At 64.1% G+C, this 14,401-nt stretch carries 17 protein-coding genes and 3 pseudogenes; 9 read left to right on the top strand and 11 right to left on the bottom strand.

Translation table 11 applies throughout. From position 1 onward, the window contains the following. Positions 1-292, bottom strand: a 292-nt coding sequence (gene tnpB, locus P0Y43_RS18405; protein ID WP_275636957.1) for an IS66 family insertion sequence element accessory protein TnpB, incomplete at its 3' end; no start/stop codon positions are given. Between the two features lie 61 nt (positions 293-353). On the opposite strand from tnpB (P0Y43_RS18405), the gene tnpB (P0Y43_RS18400) reads away from it, so the two are divergent. Beyond that, positions 354-713, top strand: a complete 360-nt coding sequence (gene tnpB / locus P0Y43_RS18400; RefSeq protein WP_275638679.1) for an IS66 family insertion sequence element accessory protein TnpB — start codon at positions 354-356, stop codon at positions 711-713. After that, positions 695-1,085: pseudogene (locus tag P0Y43_RS18395) on the top strand (IS66 family transposase); the annotation flags it as partial. The gene tnpB (P0Y43_RS18400) and the pseudogene P0Y43_RS18395, both read left to right, overlap by 19 nt. Before the next feature lie 47 nt (positions 1,086-1,132). On the opposite strand, the pseudogene P0Y43_RS18390 reads toward P0Y43_RS18395, so the two are convergent. Together P0Y43_RS18390 and tnpB (P0Y43_RS18385) are read right to left on the bottom strand one after the other, a co-directional pair. Next, a pseudogene (locus P0Y43_RS18390) lies at positions 1,133-1,363 on the bottom strand (IS66 family transposase); the annotation flags it as partial. A gap of 86 nt (positions 1,364-1,449) precedes the next feature. Further along, the gene (tnpB, locus tag P0Y43_RS18385) at positions 1,450-1,737 is read right to left on the bottom strand and encodes an IS66 family insertion sequence element accessory protein TnpB (RefSeq protein WP_275638678.1); all 288 of its coding nucleotides are present in this window, start codon (positions 1,735-1,737) and stop codon (positions 1,450-1,452) included. Between the two features lie 294 nt (positions 1,738-2,031). On the opposite strand from tnpB (P0Y43_RS18385), the gene P0Y43_RS18380 reads away from it, so the two are divergent. Continuing rightward, positions 2,032-2,361 carry a ComEA family DNA-binding protein gene (locus tag P0Y43_RS18380; protein WP_275638677.1) on the top strand — a complete coding sequence of 110 codons (330 nt, stop codon included), beginning with the start codon at positions 2,032-2,034 and terminating at the stop codon, positions 2,359-2,361. Positions 2,362-2,420: 59 nt separating this feature from the next. On the opposite strand, the gene P0Y43_RS18375 is transcribed toward P0Y43_RS18380, so the two are convergent. Continuing rightward, complete coding sequence (locus P0Y43_RS18375) at positions 2,421-2,588, bottom strand: DUF2897 family protein (RefSeq protein WP_275638676.1); 168 nt, start codon at positions 2,586-2,588, stop codon at positions 2,421-2,423. Between the two features lie 169 nt (positions 2,589-2,757). Between P0Y43_RS18375 and pyrF the strand changes: the two genes are divergently transcribed. Continuing rightward, on the top strand, positions 2,758-3,459 hold the full coding sequence (gene pyrF / locus P0Y43_RS18370) for an orotidine-5'-phosphate decarboxylase (protein ID WP_275638675.1): 702 nt from the start codon (positions 2,758-2,760) through the stop codon (positions 3,457-3,459). Positions 3,460-3,529: 70 nt separating this feature from the next. On the opposite strand, the gene P0Y43_RS18365 is transcribed toward pyrF, so the two are convergent. Further along, entirely contained in the window at positions 3,530-4,531 is a 1,002-nt protein-coding gene (locus P0Y43_RS18365; protein ID WP_275638674.1) for an NADP-dependent oxidoreductase, read from the bottom strand. 228 nt (positions 4,532-4,759) lie between these two features. Here P0Y43_RS18365 and P0Y43_RS18360 point away from each other — a divergent pair, with 228 nt between their 5' ends. Further along, positions 4,760-5,521 (top strand): SDR family oxidoreductase, encoded by a 762-nt coding sequence (locus P0Y43_RS18360; RefSeq protein ID WP_275638673.1) that lies wholly within the window; start codon positions 4,760-4,762, stop codon positions 5,519-5,521. Here P0Y43_RS18360 and P0Y43_RS18355 read toward each other — a convergent pair. Next, positions 5,514-6,665: an MFS transporter gene (locus tag P0Y43_RS18355; RefSeq protein ID WP_275638672.1), complete on the bottom strand. Its 1,152-nt coding sequence runs from the start codon at positions 6,663-6,665 to the stop codon at positions 5,514-5,516. The genes P0Y43_RS18360 and P0Y43_RS18355 overlap by 8 nt on opposite strands. A 135-nt stretch (positions 6,666-6,800) precedes the next feature. Between P0Y43_RS18355 and P0Y43_RS18350 the strand changes: the two genes are divergently transcribed. The 3 genes and pseudogenes from P0Y43_RS18350 (at position 6,801) to P0Y43_RS27090 (ending at position 10,256) form a co-directional block, all read left to right on the top strand. After that, positions 6,801-8,189, top strand: a complete 1,389-nt coding sequence (locus tag P0Y43_RS18350) for a PLP-dependent aminotransferase family protein (RefSeq protein ID WP_275638671.1) — start codon at positions 6,801-6,803, stop codon at positions 8,187-8,189. A 126-nt stretch (positions 8,190-8,315) separates the two neighbouring features. Beyond that, a pseudogene (locus P0Y43_RS27095) lies at positions 8,316-9,347 on the top strand (methyl-accepting chemotaxis protein); the annotation flags it as partial. Between the two features lie 36 nt (positions 9,348-9,383). Further along, the gene (locus P0Y43_RS27090; RefSeq protein ID WP_430540259.1) at positions 9,384-10,256 is read left to right on the top strand and encodes a methyl-accepting chemotaxis protein; all 873 of its coding nucleotides are present in this window, start codon (positions 9,384-9,386) and stop codon (positions 10,254-10,256) included. Positions 10,257-10,320: 64 nt separating this feature from the next. Here the strand turns inward: P0Y43_RS27090 and P0Y43_RS18340 are convergent, their stop codons facing one another. Next, positions 10,321-11,514 carry a benzoate/H(+) symporter BenE family transporter gene (locus tag P0Y43_RS18340; protein WP_275638669.1) on the bottom strand — a complete coding sequence of 398 codons (1,194 nt, stop codon included), beginning with the start codon at positions 11,512-11,514 and terminating at the stop codon, positions 10,321-10,323. Positions 11,515-11,656: 142 nt separating this feature from the next. Here P0Y43_RS18340 and P0Y43_RS18335 point away from each other — a divergent pair, with 142 nt between their 5' ends. Then, entirely contained in the window at positions 11,657-12,259 is a 603-nt protein-coding gene (locus P0Y43_RS18335) for a glutathione S-transferase family protein (RefSeq protein ID WP_275638668.1), read from the top strand. 66 nt (positions 12,260-12,325) lie between these two features. Here the strand turns inward: P0Y43_RS18335 and P0Y43_RS18330 are convergent, their stop codons facing one another. The 4 genes from P0Y43_RS18330 to P0Y43_RS18315 form a co-directional block, all read right to left on the bottom strand. Beyond that, positions 12,326-12,697 (bottom strand): glutaredoxin family protein, encoded by a 372-nt coding sequence (locus P0Y43_RS18330; RefSeq protein WP_275638667.1) that lies wholly within the window; start codon positions 12,695-12,697, stop codon positions 12,326-12,328. 73 nt (positions 12,698-12,770) lie between these two features. Next, positions 12,771-13,316 carry a GTP cyclohydrolase I FolE gene (gene folE / locus P0Y43_RS18325; RefSeq protein WP_275638666.1) on the bottom strand — a complete coding sequence of 182 codons (546 nt, stop codon included), beginning with the start codon at positions 13,314-13,316 and terminating at the stop codon, positions 12,771-12,773. A gap of 69 nt (positions 13,317-13,385) precedes the next feature. After that, complete coding sequence (locus tag P0Y43_RS18320) at positions 13,386-13,946, bottom strand: Smr/MutS family protein (protein WP_275638665.1); 561 nt, start codon at positions 13,944-13,946, stop codon at positions 13,386-13,388. A 130-nt stretch (positions 13,947-14,076) separates the two neighbouring features. Further along, a complete protein-coding gene (locus P0Y43_RS18315) occupies positions 14,077-14,397 on the bottom strand; it encodes a hypothetical protein (protein WP_275638664.1) in 321 nt (106 codons plus the stop codon). Positions 14,398-14,401: the final 4 nt, after the last annotated feature.

Genomic DNA, 14,401 nt, shown 5'->3' with positions numbered 1-14,401 from the left:
ACCAGTTCAGTTCCTGGACGGTGAGGACAATCGCTTCGTCGGTGGCGTCAGGTGATGTTTTGAATCGCTCGGATTCCAGGCGTTTGAGCCAAAGGCAGAAGCCGTTGCGCTCCCAGTACAAAATCTTCACGCGGTTGCGCGGCTTGTTGAGGAAGACGAAAAGCACGGGGTCGAACACCGCCACCTTGATGTCCAACTCGACCAGCGCGGCCAGGCCATCGATGGACTTTCGAAAGTCGACAGGTTTGGGATAAAGGTAGACTTTTTCGACTTTGGCGTCGGGTCGCATCATGGCCCGCGGGCTCCGGAAAGAAATCGGGAGCACAGCATCGGCGATCAGATGAGCGCTTTGAATGTGGGGTTCATGGAGCGCTTACAAAAGGTCTACCTCTACCCCCAAGTCCGTCGACTTCCGTAAATCCATTGACGGCCTGGCGGCGCTGGTCGAGTTGGATATCAAGGTCGCGGTGTTCGATCCTGTGCTCTTCGTTTTTCTCAACAAGTCCCGCAACCGCGTGAAGATCTTGTATTGGGAGCGCAACGGCTTCTGCCTTTGGCTCAAGCGCCTGGAGTCCGAGCGTTTCAAAACGTCGCCCGACGCCACCGATGAGGCCATCGTGCTGAGCGTTCAGGAGCTGAACTGGCTACTCGACGGCTTTGATCTCTGGCGTAATCGCCCGCACCAGGTTTTGACCCGATCCTGGGGCAGTTGAAAAGCTGGCTGGACAAAACGCAGCTACACGTGACGCCGCAAAGTGTGCTGGGCAAGGCGTTGAATTACCTGGCGAGCCATTGGAGTCGCCTGGAGCGTTACGTGGAGGCTGGCTATTTGCCGATCGACAACAACCCGGCGAACGCGCAATAAAGCCATTTGTGATTGGCCGCAAAGCCTGGCTGTTCAGTGATACGCCCAAGGGGGCCACGGCCGGTGCTCGGATCTACAGTTTGGTTGAGACTGCCAAGATCAACGGCCAGAGCCTTATACGTGGCTGCGCCACGTACTTGAAAGGCTGCCGCATGCACAGTCTGTGGCCGACTACGAGGCGCTGTTGCCATGGAACTGCTCACCGGAAATGCCTCGATAAAAGATAGCCTCACCTTGCGGTAGGTGGGGTTCATGGATCGCTTACGTTTCTTCGATGGACTCGGCAAGGCTTTCCGGCTCGTTGAACAGCAGCAACTGCGATGCTGCCACGTCGCCTGTCTGCTCGCTCTTGCGGCCAAACCGCTGGCGCAACAACGCAACTTCCTCTTCGAGATGAACGATCTTGCCCTTGTCGGAGGCACGTTCATTGATCATTTGCTCAAGGAATTGCTTGAGCAAAACAGGATCGTCGGGGAGGTTTTCGGGCATGGAAATCATGCCGCGGATTATACCGATTCAGGCGACGTAGCGAGGCGTCAAACCTGATGACGACGATGGCGCCGGAGGTCGAAGCCGTCGAGCAGTCAGTTCAGCTCCTGAACGGTCAGGACGATGGCGACGTCCGTCGGAGCAGGCGATGTTTGGAACCGCTCGGAGTCCAGACGCTTGAGCCAAAGGCAGAAGCCGTTGCGCTCCCAGTACAAAATCTTCACGCGGTTGCGCGGCTTGTTGAAGAACACGAAAAGCACGGGGTCGAACACTGCCACCTTGATATCCAGTTCGACCAGCGCGGCCAGGCCATCGATGGACTTTCGAAAGTCGACAGGTTTGGGGTAGAGGTAGACTTTTTCGACTTTGGCGTCGGGTCGCATAATGGCCCGCGGGCTGTGGAAAGAAATCGGCAGCACAGCATCCGGGATCAGTTGAGCGCTTTGAATGTGGGGTTCATGAAACGGTTCCTAAGGTTCAAGAGCCAGCGATGGACGTGCTGCTTCTTAACCCGTTAGTTTGATACATGAGTTGTCTACACCCTCATGGTGTGGCAGCTGCATATCCAGAAATACATTGAATTTCAGTACCGATTGAATTCATCGGGTTTCGCGCTAGGTTTCAAGTGCAGCCAAGGAAATGCTGCCTTCGATACCCAAGACCAAGGAGTCCTGACCATGCGCAACACCGTACTGTCTTATCTGCTGCTGCCGCTTTTCACCTGCCTGTCGTTCTCGCTCTCCGCTGCGCCTAGCACCTCAACCTTCCCGCAAGGCAGTGTCCAGGTAGCGGCGCAGTCGGCTAAACCGCACGCTATCGATCTCAATCAAGCCGACGCCGCCATGTTGCAAAACGAACTCAGTGGCATCGGTAAAACCAAGGCCGAAGCCATCGTCGCCTACCGTGAGGCCAATGGCCCTTTCCAGTCCGTTGACGAACTGCTCGAGATCAAGGGCATCGGCAACGCCTTGCTGGATCGCAATCGTGACAAGTTGACCGTGGAGTAACTCAAGCAGAAAGAGCCGGTCAGCCTTGTGCTGGCCGGCTCTTGCCGTGGGGGAGGTGCCTATCTGTCCTGCGCTTCCTTGGCATCCATCTGCGCATTGCGCTCGTGAATCTTTTTCAGTTGCTCTTCGGTCAGTGGCAGCTTCTTGGCGGTATCACGCAGCAGCATCAACCCGCCGACGATCGAGCCGAGGGCTATGATGAGTATCAGCCAGGCATACCAGGGCATGATCGTTCTCCTGTAATTGTGGGGCGGCTTGTCATTGCATTCGACCGATTATTCGATCCCTGCGTTCAATTGTAGCGTTTGGCCTTCCGAACGGATCCACGGCCCCCCAACCTCGCCTCACTTCGTTTACAATGCGCGCCGTTTCCGACTTGCCTGAGAGAACCTCCAAATGTCCGCCTGCCAGACGCCCCTGATCGTCGCCCTGGATTTCCCCACCCGCGAAGCCGCCCTGAAGCTGGCTGACCAGCTCGACCCCGCGCTGTGCCGGGTGAAGGTCGGCAAGGAGCTGTTCACCAGCAGTGCCTCGGGCATCGTCGAGACCCTCTGCGCCAAGGGCTTCGAAGTGTTCCTCGACCTGAAATTCCACGACATCCCCAACACCACTGCCATGGCGGTCAAGGCTGCGGCCGAGATGGGCGTGTGGATGGTCAACGTGCACTGTTCCGGGGGCCTGCGGATGATGGCCGCCTGCCGTGAGGAGCTCACCAAGCGCAGCGGCCCGCAGCCGCTGCTGATCGGCGTGACCGTGCTGACCAGCATGGAGCGCGAGGACCTGGCTGGCATTGGCCTGGACGTCGACCCGCAGGAGCAGGTGCTGCGTCTGGCAGCATTGGCGCAAAAGGCGGGGATGGACGGCCTGGTGTGTTCGGCTCTGGAAGCGCCAGCGCTGAAGGCGGCACACCCGTCTCTGCAACTGGTGACCCCGGGCATTCGCCCTGCGGGTAGCGCCCAGGATGACCAGCGCCGTATCCTCACCCCGCGCCAGGCGCTGGATGCCGGTTCCGATTACCTGGTGATCGGGCGTCCGATCAGCCAGGCAGCCGACCCGGCGCAGGCGCTGGCGGCGGTGGTGGCTGAGATTCGCGGTTGAAGCAAGACCCTGGGGGCCGCTGTGCGGCCCCTTTCGCGTCGCGAGGCCGTCTCGAGACGGCCACCGCTGATCAGACCTTCAGCACTAGCTTGCCGAAATTTTCACCGCTGAACAGCTTCAGCAATGTCTCCGGGAAGGTCTCCAGGCCTTCGACCACATCCTCCTTGCTCTTGACCTTGCCACTGGCCAGCCAGCCGGCCATGTCCTGGGCGGCCCTGCCGTATTCCTTGACGTGGTCCATTACCACGAAGCCCTCCATTCGCGCACGATTCACCAGCAGCGACAGGTAGTTGGCCGGCCCTTTCACCGCGTCCTTGCTGTTGTACTGGCTGATGGCGCCGCAGATGACCACCCGGGCCTTGAAGTTCAGGCGGCTCAATACTGCATCCAGGATGTCGCCACCCACGTTGTCGAAATACACGTCCACGCCCTTGGGGCATTCGCGCTTCAGGCCGGCGAGCACATCTTCGGCCTTGTAGTCGATGACCCCGTCGAAGCCCAGTTCATCCTTGAGGTATTGGCATTTCTGCGCGCCACCGGCGATGCCGACCACGTGGCAGCCTTTGAGCTTGGCGATCTGCCCGGCGATGCTGCCGACGGCCCCGGCGGCGCCGGAAATGACCACGGCATCACCGGCCTTGGGCTGGCCGACGTCGAGCAGGGCGAAGTAGGCGGTCATGCCGGTCATGCCCAGGGCAGAGAGGTAGCGGGGCAGGGGGGCCAGCCGTGGGTCGATCTTGTGCAGGCCCTGGGGTTCGCCGGTGAAGTAGTCCTGCACGCCCAAGGCGCCGCTGACGTGGTCACCGGGCTTGTAGTCCGGGTGCTGCGAGGCGACCACTTCACCCACCCCAAGGGCACGCATCACCTGCCCCAGGCCTACCGGCGGGATGTACGACTTGCCTTCGTTCATCCAGCCGCGCATGGCCGGGTCCAGCGATAGGTACAGGTTGCGCACCTGGATCTGGCCATCGGCGGGCTCGGCGGCGGGCACCTGTTCGAAGCTGAAATCGTCGCGGCGCACGACGCCGACAGGGCGTTTGGCCAGCAGGAAGCGGCGGTTGGTCTGGGTCATGGCGGGTCTCGCTGTAATGGGCAGTACCTGTTGATAGTTCGTGGCGCGCCGGTCGGCAAGGTCCACTGGCGTGGCGAATGCCGGGCGATCCACCTCGATGATCCGCGGTAGCGGGCACAATCACTGCAAACGATGGTAGTCCAACCGCGCTCCTGATGATGCTGCCCAGCCCGACGGTGGCCTGACTAGACTCAGCCTCGATTTCATATCCCTTTGTAGGAGCCAGCGATGAGCATGACGTTTTCCGGCCAGGTCGCCCTGGTCACCGGCGGTGCGGCAGGCATTGGCCGGGCGACGGCGCAGGCATTCGCCGCCGAAGGCCTCAAGGTGGTGGTGGCCGACCTCGACGTGGCAGGCGGCGAGGGCACCGTGGCGCTGATCCGCGAGGCCGGTGGCGAGGCGCTGTTCGTGGCCTGCGACGTGACCCGCGACAGCGACGTGCGCCAGTTGCACGAGAAGATCGTCGAGGCCTATGGGCGGCTGGACTACGCCTACAACAACGCCGGCATCGAGATCGAGAAGGGCCGCCTGGCCGAGGGCAGTGAGGCGGAGTTCGACGCGATCATGGGGGTCAACGTCAAGGGCGTGTGGCTGTGCATGAAATACCAGTTGCCGTTGCTGCTGGCCCAGGGCGGCGGGGCGATCGTCAACACCGCGTCGGTGGCCGGCCTGGGTGCGGCGCCGAAGATGAGCATCTATGCGGCCTCCAAGCATGCGGTGATCGGCCTGACCAAGTCGGCGGCCATCGAGTACGCGAAAAAGGGCATCCGGGTCAACGCCGTGTGCCCGGCGGTGATCGACACCGATATGTTCCGCCGCGCCTACGAGGCCGACCCGCGCAAGGCTGAGTTCGCCGCCGCGATGCACCCGGTGGGGCGCATCGGCAAGGTCGAGGAGATCGCCAGCGCGGTGCTGTACCTGTGCAGCGACGGTGCGGCCTTCACCACCGGCCATAGCCTGACCGTCGACGGTGGGGCCACCGCTATCTGAAAGACGCCTGGGCGGGCAGGGTGGCGTGCGCGCCACGCCACAGCATCAGCGCCACGCCCAGGCAGCCCACCAGCAGCGTCGCACCGAACGCCAGCAGAGCAGTGTGTGAGCCGAGGTGGTCGCTGAGCGCGCCGGTAGTGATCACTGGCAGGCTGAAGCCCAAGTAAGCCAAGAGGAAGAACCCCGCGCTTGCGCGGGTGTTTTCGTGCCCAGCCAGTTGATTCACCGCAGCCAATCCACCCAAGTAGATGAAGCCATAGCAGGCACTGCTGGCCGCCACCGTGCCTAGCAGCACCGCCGGTAGCTGGCCGCTGTCCGCGCCCCAGGCGAGCACCGCGTAGCTGCTCGGTAGCACCGCCAGGCCCAGCAAGGTCGACCGGCGGCTCGACAGGCGCCGGGCCAGAGGCTGGAACAGCAGGCCGCAGCTGATCACGCAGAAGGTCGATAGCCCTGACCAGTCACTCAGGCCATGCTGGCGCAGGATACCCGGCAGCAAGGCGATCACCAGCCCGACACAGGCCCAGGCCAGCAGGATCGCCAACCCATACGCCAGGCTGCCGGTGGGGTAGTACGGCAGGCGTAGCATGGCACCGCGTTGGGCTGGACGCGGGTCGGGGAGGCGCCATACCAATGCCAGGGCGACTGCGGCGAGCAGCAACTGCAGGTGGAGGCTGCCGGGCGTCAGGCTCGGGCCACTCAATAGGAACAGACTGGTCAGCGCTGCACCCAGGCCAAAACCCAGCGAAGTGCTGGCGGTGACCCAGTTGGCGGCGCGGCGGGTGTCGGTATCGCCCATCAATTCCGTCATATAGGCGGTGGCGGTGGCCGAGGCCAGCCCGGTGCCCAGGCCAAGGAGCAAGCGCGCCAGGCCGAGGGTGTGCAGACTGGGGGAGAACAGCATCAGCAGGGTGGCGGACATCGACAGGCCCAAGGCGGCGAGGATCAGGGGGCGTCTGCCGACTCGGTCGGCGAGGCCGCCGAGGGTCAATAGCACTGGCAGCACGCCCAGCACGTAGCCGGAGAACGCCACGGCGGTGGCCGTCGAGCCCTGGCCGGAGAGCTCGGCATAGGTGGTGTAGAGCGGGGCCTGGAGGTTCACCGCGAGGGTGATCAGGCAGAGGGCGAAGGCGAGGCGGGCGGGCATGAGGGTGTCCGTTTGGCTGGTGGGGTTTGGGTGTCTGTACCGGCCCAACACTGATGCCCACCTGGCTTAGCGACAAGGCACACACCACCCGCGTTTATGCTTAACTGTTCGCTCAAAAGCAGCGAACACTACGCCATGCATTTCCCTCTAGACCGCCACAGCCCAATGCCCCTGGTTCAGCAACTGACCGATCACCTCCAGGCCTGGATCGAGCAGCAACGCCTGCGCCCCGGTGCCCGCCTCCCCTCAATCCGGGCCCTGGCTGGCTCATTGCAGGTCAGCCACGCCTGCGTGATCGAAGCCTATGACCGCCTGGTCGCCAGTGGCTGGCTGGAAGCGCGCCACGGCACTGGCTTCTTCGTCGCAGAACGCAAATCTGACCTGTCTTGGCAAAACGAAGCCCCCTGGGGCGAGGCCGCCGACGGAAGCTGGCGACAGTTTCGCGAGGGTTTCGATGAACTGCTCAAGCTCGGCTGTGGCTGGCTGCCGACGTCCTGGCGCGATGGTGAGGCGCTGGCCCAGGCCGTGCGCCAGGTCAGTCGCGGCGATGCGCAAGACCTGTTCGACTACGGCCCACCCCTGGGCCTGGCCAGTCTGCGCCAGCAGTTGCACAAGCGCCTCACCCGCCTGGACATCCCGGCCGGCCCTGAGCGCATCCTCACCACCCAGGGCGCCAGCCATGCCCTCGACCTGCTGGTGCGCATCTTGCTCAAGCCCGGCGATACCGTGTTGGTGGAAAGCCCCGGCTACTACAACCTGTTCAACCTGCTGCGCCAGCACGGTGTGCGCATGCTCGCCGTGCCGCGCACCGCCAGCGGCCCGGACGTGCAGGCGCTGGAGGCGCTGCTGGCCGAGCACCGCCCGCGCTGCCTGTTCATCAACAGCCTGTACCACAACCCGACCGGCACCAGCCTCACGCCCAAGGTCGCCTATCGGCTGTTGGAACTGGCCCGCGAGCACGACCTGCGGATCATCGAGGACGATATCTATGCCGACTTCCAGGACGGCCCGGCCACGCGTCTCTCGACCCTCGACAGCGAGCAGCGGGTCATCTACCTGGCGAGCTTCTCCAAGACCCTGAGCAGCGCCCTGCGGGTGGGCTACGTGGTTGCGGACGCGCCGCTGATCGCCCGTCTGGCCGAACTGAAGATGGTCAGCGGCATCGGCACCTCGCGCTTCGCCGAGCAGGTGGTCGGGCAGATGCTCGCCAACGGCAGCTACCGCAAGGCCGTGCAGCGCTTGCGTGTGCGTCTTGCACAGCATATGGCCAAGCTGCTCGAGCAGCTCGAGGCAGTTGGCTGGGAGGTGTTCTGTGAACCCTATGGCGGCATGTTCGTATGGATTCGTTCGCCCGGGCGCAGCTTCGCCGAGGTGGAGCGGTTGGCCTTGACGCATTCGGTGCTGCTCACACCAGGCAGCGCCTTCGATTTCCAGGGGAAAGACAGCGACTGGCTGCGGGTCAATGTCGCCTACGGGCAGGATGTGCGGGCCCAGGCGTTCTTCCGGCATGCGGGGCGACCCTGATTTAGCTGAAAACGACAGGTTCATAGCTATTTGACACCATTCTGGCGCCAAGCCCTTGTTACTTGACGGGCGCCATTGTCACTCTTGCCCTCTGCAAAACCGCAAACGGGCGAGGGGGATTCGGCGATGAGGTCGACCAAGCACAGTGTTCTGGCCAACCTGGGCATGGCCCGCAAACTCGGCCTGGGTTTCGCCCTGGTGCTGCTACTGACGCTGGCGGTGGCGGCCATCGGCGTGGTGGCGCTGCAGAGCGTCGAGCAACGCTTCGAAGGGCTGCGCCAGATGGGCCAGGTCAATACCGACCTTCTGCGCCTGCGCCAACGCGAGCAGGCCTTTGCCTTGCGGTCGGACATCAAGGAGGCCGAAGCCGTGCGCGCCGGCCTGCAAGGCCTGGTCGAGCGCGTGCGCGGGCTGCCGGCGTTGGCTGCGACCGAAAGCGACCTGACGGCCTATGGCAAGGCTTTCGATGCCTTCGTCGAGGCGGTGCAGTCCAAGGAGCTGGCGCTGGACATGGCCAGTTGGTCGGTGTCCAGCGTCGCCAACAACCTCGACGTGCTTCAGGCGGGCCTGGCCGATGACGGTGCCTATACCCTCAAGCAGTCGCAAGGCCAGCAAGGCACGGAGTTCCTCGACCAGGCCGCGCAGGTGGCGCAGGTCTCGCGCCTGATGCTGCAAGCCATGGACGAGGCGCGGGTGCGCCTGGAGAAGGGCCGCAAGGGCGATGACACGGTCGAGCAGGGGCGTATCGCGCAGACCGTCGATGCCGCCGCGCTGGTCGACCAGCTCAAGGCGTCAGTGAGCGACGCTGGCTACCAGAGCGTGCTCGGCGAAGTGGCGGGGCATATCGCCAGCTTCTCGGAGAAACTCAACGAATACACCGACCTGCTGGCCAAGGAGCAGGGCATCAAGGCGCAGTTGCAGACCAGCGCCGAGCAGGTCACCGCGCGCATCGACCAGGCCTACGCGGCCCAGGAGCAGAGCATGCAGGGCGAGTTGACCCGCAACGCCCTGGCCATTGCCTTGGCTACCGCGCTGGCGTTGCTGGTAAGTGTGGTTGCGGCCTGGTTGATCACCCGCGCGGTGGTCGGTCCACTGAAGCGGGTGATCGCCAACGCCCAGCGCATCGCCGCCGGCGACCTGGTGGTCGAGGCGCAGGTGGCCGGGCGCGACGAAGTCGGCCAACTGACCCAGGCCATGCAGCAGATGGCGGCGGGCCTGGCCGGCATCGTCAGCGGCTTGCAGCAGGGCATCGAGCAACTGGCCGGCAACGCCCAGGCACTGTCGGCCGTGACCGAACAGACCAACCGCGAGGTCGGCAGCCAGAAGGAAGAGACTGAGCAGGTGGCCACGGCCATGCAGCAGATGACCGCCACCGTGCACGATGTGGCGCGCAATGCCGAGGAAGCCGCCCAGGCCGCCCAGGCCGCCGACGACAAGGTCGAGTCCGGCCAGCAGGTGGTGCGCCAGAGCATGCAGCGTATCGAGCAGTTGGCCGAAGCCGCGGAAACCGCCAGCGCCGGTATCGACAGCCTGAGTGCCGAGATTCACACCATCGGCGGCGTGCTGGAGGTGATCAAGAGCGTCGCCGAACAAACCAACCTGCTGGCGCTCAACGCGGCGATCGAGGCGGCCCGGGCAGGTGAACAGGGGCGTGGTTTCGCGGTGGTGGCCGACGAGGTGCGCGCCTTGGCGCGGCGTACCCGGCAGTCCACCGAGGAGATCGAGCGGCTGGTCGCCAGCCTGCGTGGCAATGCCCAGCAGTCAGTGGCGCAGATCCGTGGCAGCACCGAGCTGGTGCGTCTGGCGGTGGCCGATGCGCTGCATACCGAGAGCGCGCTGGGCAGCATCGCGTCGGCGGTGTCGTTGATCCAGCAGATGAACCAGCAGATCGCCGCGGCGGCCGAGCAACAGAGCTCGGTGGCGGAGGAGATCAGTCGCAGCGTCACGCAGATTCGTGGCAGTGCCGATCAGGCGGCGTTGGCGATGCGCGACAATGCGCGGTCCAGTGTCGAGCTGGCGCAGTTGGGGGATGAGTTGAAGGGGATGGTGGGGCATTTCCGGTTGTGAGGGGAGGCCGTGCCGACCCTATCGCGGGCTTGCCACGCGATAGGGTCGGCAAAGACGCCCGGTATCAGCCTGCCTTGCGCGGGCTCAGGATCACCAGGGTGATCACCCCCGCGACAATCCCCCAGAACGCCGACCCGATGGAAAACAGCGTCAATCCCGACGCCGTGACCATGAAGGTGATCAACGCCGCCTCGCGCTCACGCGCCTCGCCCATGGCCACGCTCAGGCCATTCATGATCGAGCCGAACAGCGCCAAGGCGGCGATCGACAGCACCAACTCCTTCGGCAGTGCGGCGAACAGCGCCGCCAGGGTGGCGCCGAACACGCCCGCGATACCGTAGAAAATCCCGCACCACACTGCCGCGGTGTAGCGTTTGGCCGGGTCTTCATGGGCATGCGGCCCGGTGCAGATCGCCGCGCTGATCGCTGCCAGGTTGACCCCGTGGGAGCCGAACGGCGCCAGCAGCAGCGAGGCGAAGCCGGTGGCGGAAATCAACGGTGAGGCTGGCACCTGGTAACCGTCCGCGCGCAATACCGCGACGCCGGGCATGTTCTGCGAGGTCATCGCCACCACGAACAGCGGGATGCCGATGCTGATGGTCGCCGCCAGCGAGAAGCTCGGTGTGGTCCAGACCGGCTTCGCCACTTCCAGGTTGAAGCCGCTGAAGTCCAGCAGCCCCAGCATGCCCGACAGCGCGGTGCCGACCACCAGCGCGGCGAGCACGCAGTAGCGCGGCGACAGGCGCTTGACCAGCAGGTAGCTGAAGAACATCCCCAGCACCAGCAAGGTGCGGTGCTGGGCGGCGACGAAGATCTCGCTGCCGATCTTGAACAGGATCCCCGCCAGCAGCGCCGAGGCCAGCGAGGCCGGAATGCGCCGCACCAGGCGTTCGAAGCTGCCGGTCAGGCCGCACACCAGCACCAGCAGCGCGCAGGTGATGTAGGCGCCGATCGCCTCGCCGTAGCTGACCCCGCCGAGGCTGGTGATCAGCAGTGCCGCGCCGGGGGTCGACCAGGCCACGGTGATCGGCGTGCGGTAGCGCAGCGACAGGCCGATGCTGCACACCGCCATGCCGATCGACAAGGCCCAGATCCATGAGGAAATCTGCGCGCTGGTCAGCCCTGCCGCCTGGCCGGCCTGGAACATCAGCACCAGTGAGCTGGTGTAGCCCGTGAGCATGGCGATGAAACCGGCGACCACGGCCGAGGGTGAGCTGTCCGCAAAGGGGCGCAGGCGCGTGGAGGTGGCGTCGGTCATAGGTGTTTCCTTGTACTTGTAAGCAGTTTTTTCAGGCTACCGTGTGGCAGCCTGATCCTTGCCATACAGCAACCATTGCATTTAGCCGTACAGTCCCCAACTATTGGGCACGGATCGCAAACTGCACCAGAGGGGAGGGGCGATGTACAAGGTCTATGGAGATTTCCTGTCGGGCAACTGTTACAAGGTCAAGCTGATGCTGCATCTGCTCGGCCGCCCGTATGAGTGGCACCCGGTGGATACCCTCAAGGGCGAGACAGAAACCCCCGAGTTCCTGGCCATGAACCCGAACGGCAAGGTGCCGGTGCTCAAGCTCGAAGACGGTACCTGCCTGTGGGAGTCCAACGCCATCCTCAACTACCTTGCCGACGGCAGCGAGTTCTTGCCCAGCGAGCCGCGCCTGCGTACCCAGGTGTTGCAATGGCAGTTCTTCGAGCAGTACAGCCATGAGCCGTACATCGCCGTGGCGCGGTTCATCCAGTTCTACCTGGGGCTGCCGCAAGAGCGCGTGGAGGAGTACCGCAAGCTGCACAAGGGCGGCTACAAGGCGCTCAAGGTCATGGAGCGGCAACTGCAGATGACGCCCTACCTGGTGGGGGAGCAGTTCTCGATCGCTGACGTGGCGTTGTATGCCTACACCCATGTGGCGCACCAGGGTGGGTTCGACCTGACGGATTACCCGGCGGTGCGGGCCTGGTTGGAGCGGGTGGCCAGTCATCCGCGGCATGTGCCGATGGTGGAGTGATTCAAGGTTTTGCGTTGTTGGTGCCGGCCCTATCGCGGGGCCGGCAAATTCGGCGCTGATTTTGCCTCAGACCGCCGAAAACCGCTTGTCCAGGTAGGCGATGATGGCCTTGGACTCGTACATCCAGGTCACCTGCCCGCCGTCCTCGATGCGCAGGCACGGCACTTTCACCCGTCCACCCCCTTCGAGTAGCGCCTGACGGTGCTCCGGGTCGTTCTTCGCATCGCGCAGCGCCACCGGCACGTTCAGGCGGTGCAGGGTGCGGCGGGTCTTCACGCAGAATGGGCAGGCGTGGAACTGGTACAGCGCCAGGCCCTTGGCTTCCTGCTCCACCTGTGCCTGGGCGCTGGCATCGCGCTTGCGCTTGGCCGGGCGGCTGATCCAGTCGGCGAACACGATGAGTTGGCCGAGGCCGACTCGCAAGGCTTTGACGATCATGGGCAACTCCTGAAACAGGTTGGGCGGAAAACAAAAAGCCGACCCCAGGGGTCGGCTTCAGCGCAGCGGCCGATCACTTGATCAAGCTGAGGAACTCGCTGCGGGTGGCGGCATTCTCGCGGAACTCGCCGAGCATCACCGAGGTGATCATGCTCGAATTCTGCTTCTCCACGCCGCGCATCATCATGCACATGTGCTTGGCCTCGATGACCACGGCAACGCCGGCGGCACCAGTGACCTGCTCGACCGCCTCGGCGATCTGGCGGCTGAGGTTTTCCTGGATCTGCAGACGACGGGCGTACATGTCGACGATCCGCGCAACCTTGGACAGGCCCAGCACCTTGCCCTTGGGCAGGTAGGCCACGTGGGCCTTGCCGATGAACGGCAGCATGTGGTGTTCGCACATCGAATACAGCTCGATGTCCCGGACCAGCACCATCTCGCTGTTGTCGGAGCTGAACAGCGCGCCGTTGGTGACTTCTTCCAGGGTTTGCTCGTAACCGCGGCAGAGGTACCTCATGGCCTTCGCGGCCCGTTTGGGCGTGTCGAGCAGGCCCTCGCGGGAGACGTCCTCGCCGATTTGGCTGAGGATCGCGGTGTAGTTCTGTTCCAGGGACATGTATCTACCTGTGGGAAAAAACGCAAAAACGAAGGTTACGGCGGCGAAGGCGGCGCTGCAAGCGCGATATCACTCGTCGCGGCCTTCGAGCATGGTCCGGCGCAGCATCACGTACACCGCGCCGGTGCCGCCGTGGCGGGCCTGGCACGAGGTGAAACCGAGCACCTGCGGGTGCTGGCGCAGCCAGGTGTTGACGTGGCTCTTGATCATCGGGCGCTTGCCGTCCAGGCGCGCGGCCTTGCCGTGGGTGACGCGCACGCAGCGGACTTCCAGCTTGGTGGCCTCGGCGATGAAGTCCCAGAGGGTTTCGCGAGCCTTTTCCACCGACATGCCGTGCAGGTCAAGGCTGCCCTCGAAGGCGATCTGGCCGAGCTTGAGCTTGCGGACCTGGCTTTCCTGCACACCGTCGCGGCGCCACATCAGCTCGTCCTCGGCACCGACGTCGATGACGAACTGGTCGGATAGGCCGTCGATCACCAGCGGCTGGTCGCTGCGCACCGTCGCCGACTGGCGCAGGCCGGCGAGTTGCTTGCGGTCTGCCTTGGGTTTGCCGACTTCGGCGCGGTCATGCTGGATCGGCTTGACGCCGCGCACTTCGCTGCGAAAGAGGGAAAAATCGTCGTCTTGCATGTGTGCCTCCACGTGGGCGGCGTAGTTTACGCGAGTGGTTCCTGGCGTACAGTCCTGTGTCGTGGGTGCCGGCCCTATCGCGGGGCAAGCCCGCGCCTGCAGGTATTGCGTGGCCCTTGCAGGCCCCGTTTCAGTCGTGCTTTTTCATCAGGTGCGGCGACAGGTTCAGCTCGCGCCCACGGCGCAGGCGGATGCGGCTACGCCGCCAGAAACGCACGCCCAGGTACAACAACGCCAACCCGCACACGGTCAGGGTGATCGACAGCGGTCGATTGGCGTTGAGTTCGGCGAAGGCCTGGTAGTTGCCTAGCAGGCCGGCGACACCGGCCATGGCCAGCAGGATGCCCAGGGTGGCGATCAGCGCCGAAAGGCCGGCTGCCAGGCGCGCGCCCCAGTTGCCGGGTTCACGTTGGCGCAGGCGCCTGGCGTCGAAACTGCCTTTGAGCTTCATTCCG

The sequence above is a fragment of the Pseudomonas entomophila genome, assembly GCF_029193575.1.
GTDB classification, from domain to species: domain Bacteria; phylum Pseudomonadota; class Gammaproteobacteria; order Pseudomonadales; family Pseudomonadaceae; genus Aquipseudomonas; species Aquipseudomonas entomophila_G.
This window is presented reverse-complemented; position numbering and strand designations above follow the sequence as displayed.

What these genes read in the sequence shown, in the direction of transcription:
- P0Y43_RS18360 (WP_275638673.1), top strand. Translation starts at nt 4,760, where the DNA reads ATGAGCATGACGTTTTCCGGCCAGGTCGCCCTGGTCACCGGCGGTGCG.
- P0Y43_RS18375 (WP_275638676.1), bottom strand. Translation starts at nt 2,588, where the DNA reads ATGCCCTGGTATGCCTGGCTGATACTCATCATAGCCCTCGGCTCGATC.
- P0Y43_RS18315 (WP_275638664.1), bottom strand. Translation starts at nt 14,397, where the DNA reads ATGAAGCTCAAAGGCAGTTTCGACGCCAGGCGCCTGCGCCAACGTGAA.
- P0Y43_RS18320 (WP_275638665.1), bottom strand. Translation starts at nt 13,946, where the DNA reads ATGCAAGACGACGATTTTTCCCTCTTTCGCAGCGAAGTGCGCGGCGTC.
- P0Y43_RS27090 (WP_430540259.1), top strand. Translation starts at nt 9,384, where the DNA reads ATGCAGCAGATGGCGGCGGGCCTGGCCGGCATCGTCAGCGGCTTGCAG.
- P0Y43_RS18340 (WP_275638669.1), bottom strand. Translation starts at nt 11,514, where the DNA reads ATGACCGACGCCACCTCCACGCGCCTGCGCCCCTTTGCGGACAGCTCA.
- tnpB (WP_275638678.1), bottom strand. Translation starts at nt 1,737, where the DNA reads ATGCGACCCGACGCCAAAGTCGAAAAAGTCTACCTCTACCCCAAACCT.
- P0Y43_RS18335 (WP_275638668.1), top strand. Translation starts at nt 11,657, where the DNA reads ATGTACAAGGTCTATGGAGATTTCCTGTCGGGCAACTGTTACAAGGTC.
- pyrF (WP_275638675.1), top strand. Translation starts at nt 2,758, where the DNA reads ATGTCCGCCTGCCAGACGCCCCTGATCGTCGCCCTGGATTTCCCCACC.
- P0Y43_RS18330 (WP_275638667.1), bottom strand. Translation starts at nt 12,697, where the DNA reads ATGATCGTCAAAGCCTTGCGAGTCGGCCTCGGCCAACTCATCGTGTTC.
- P0Y43_RS18350 (WP_275638671.1), top strand. Translation starts at nt 6,801, where the DNA reads ATGCATTTCCCTCTAGACCGCCACAGCCCAATGCCCCTGGTTCAGCAA.
- P0Y43_RS18365 (WP_275638674.1), bottom strand. Translation starts at nt 4,531, where the DNA reads ATGACCCAGACCAACCGCCGCTTCCTGCTGGCCAAACGCCCTGTCGGC.
- tnpB (WP_275638679.1), top strand. Translation starts at nt 354, where the DNA reads ATGTGGGGTTCATGGAGCGCTTACAAAAGGTCTACCTCTACCCCCAAG.
- folE (WP_275638666.1), bottom strand. Translation starts at nt 13,316, where the DNA reads ATGTCCCTGGAACAGAACTACACCGCGATCCTCAGCCAAATCGGCGAG.
- P0Y43_RS18355 (WP_275638672.1), bottom strand. Translation starts at nt 6,665, where the DNA reads ATGCCCGCCCGCCTCGCCTTCGCCCTCTGCCTGATCACCCTCGCGGTG.
- P0Y43_RS18380 (WP_275638677.1), top strand. Translation starts at nt 2,032, where the DNA reads ATGCGCAACACCGTACTGTCTTATCTGCTGCTGCCGCTTTTCACCTGC.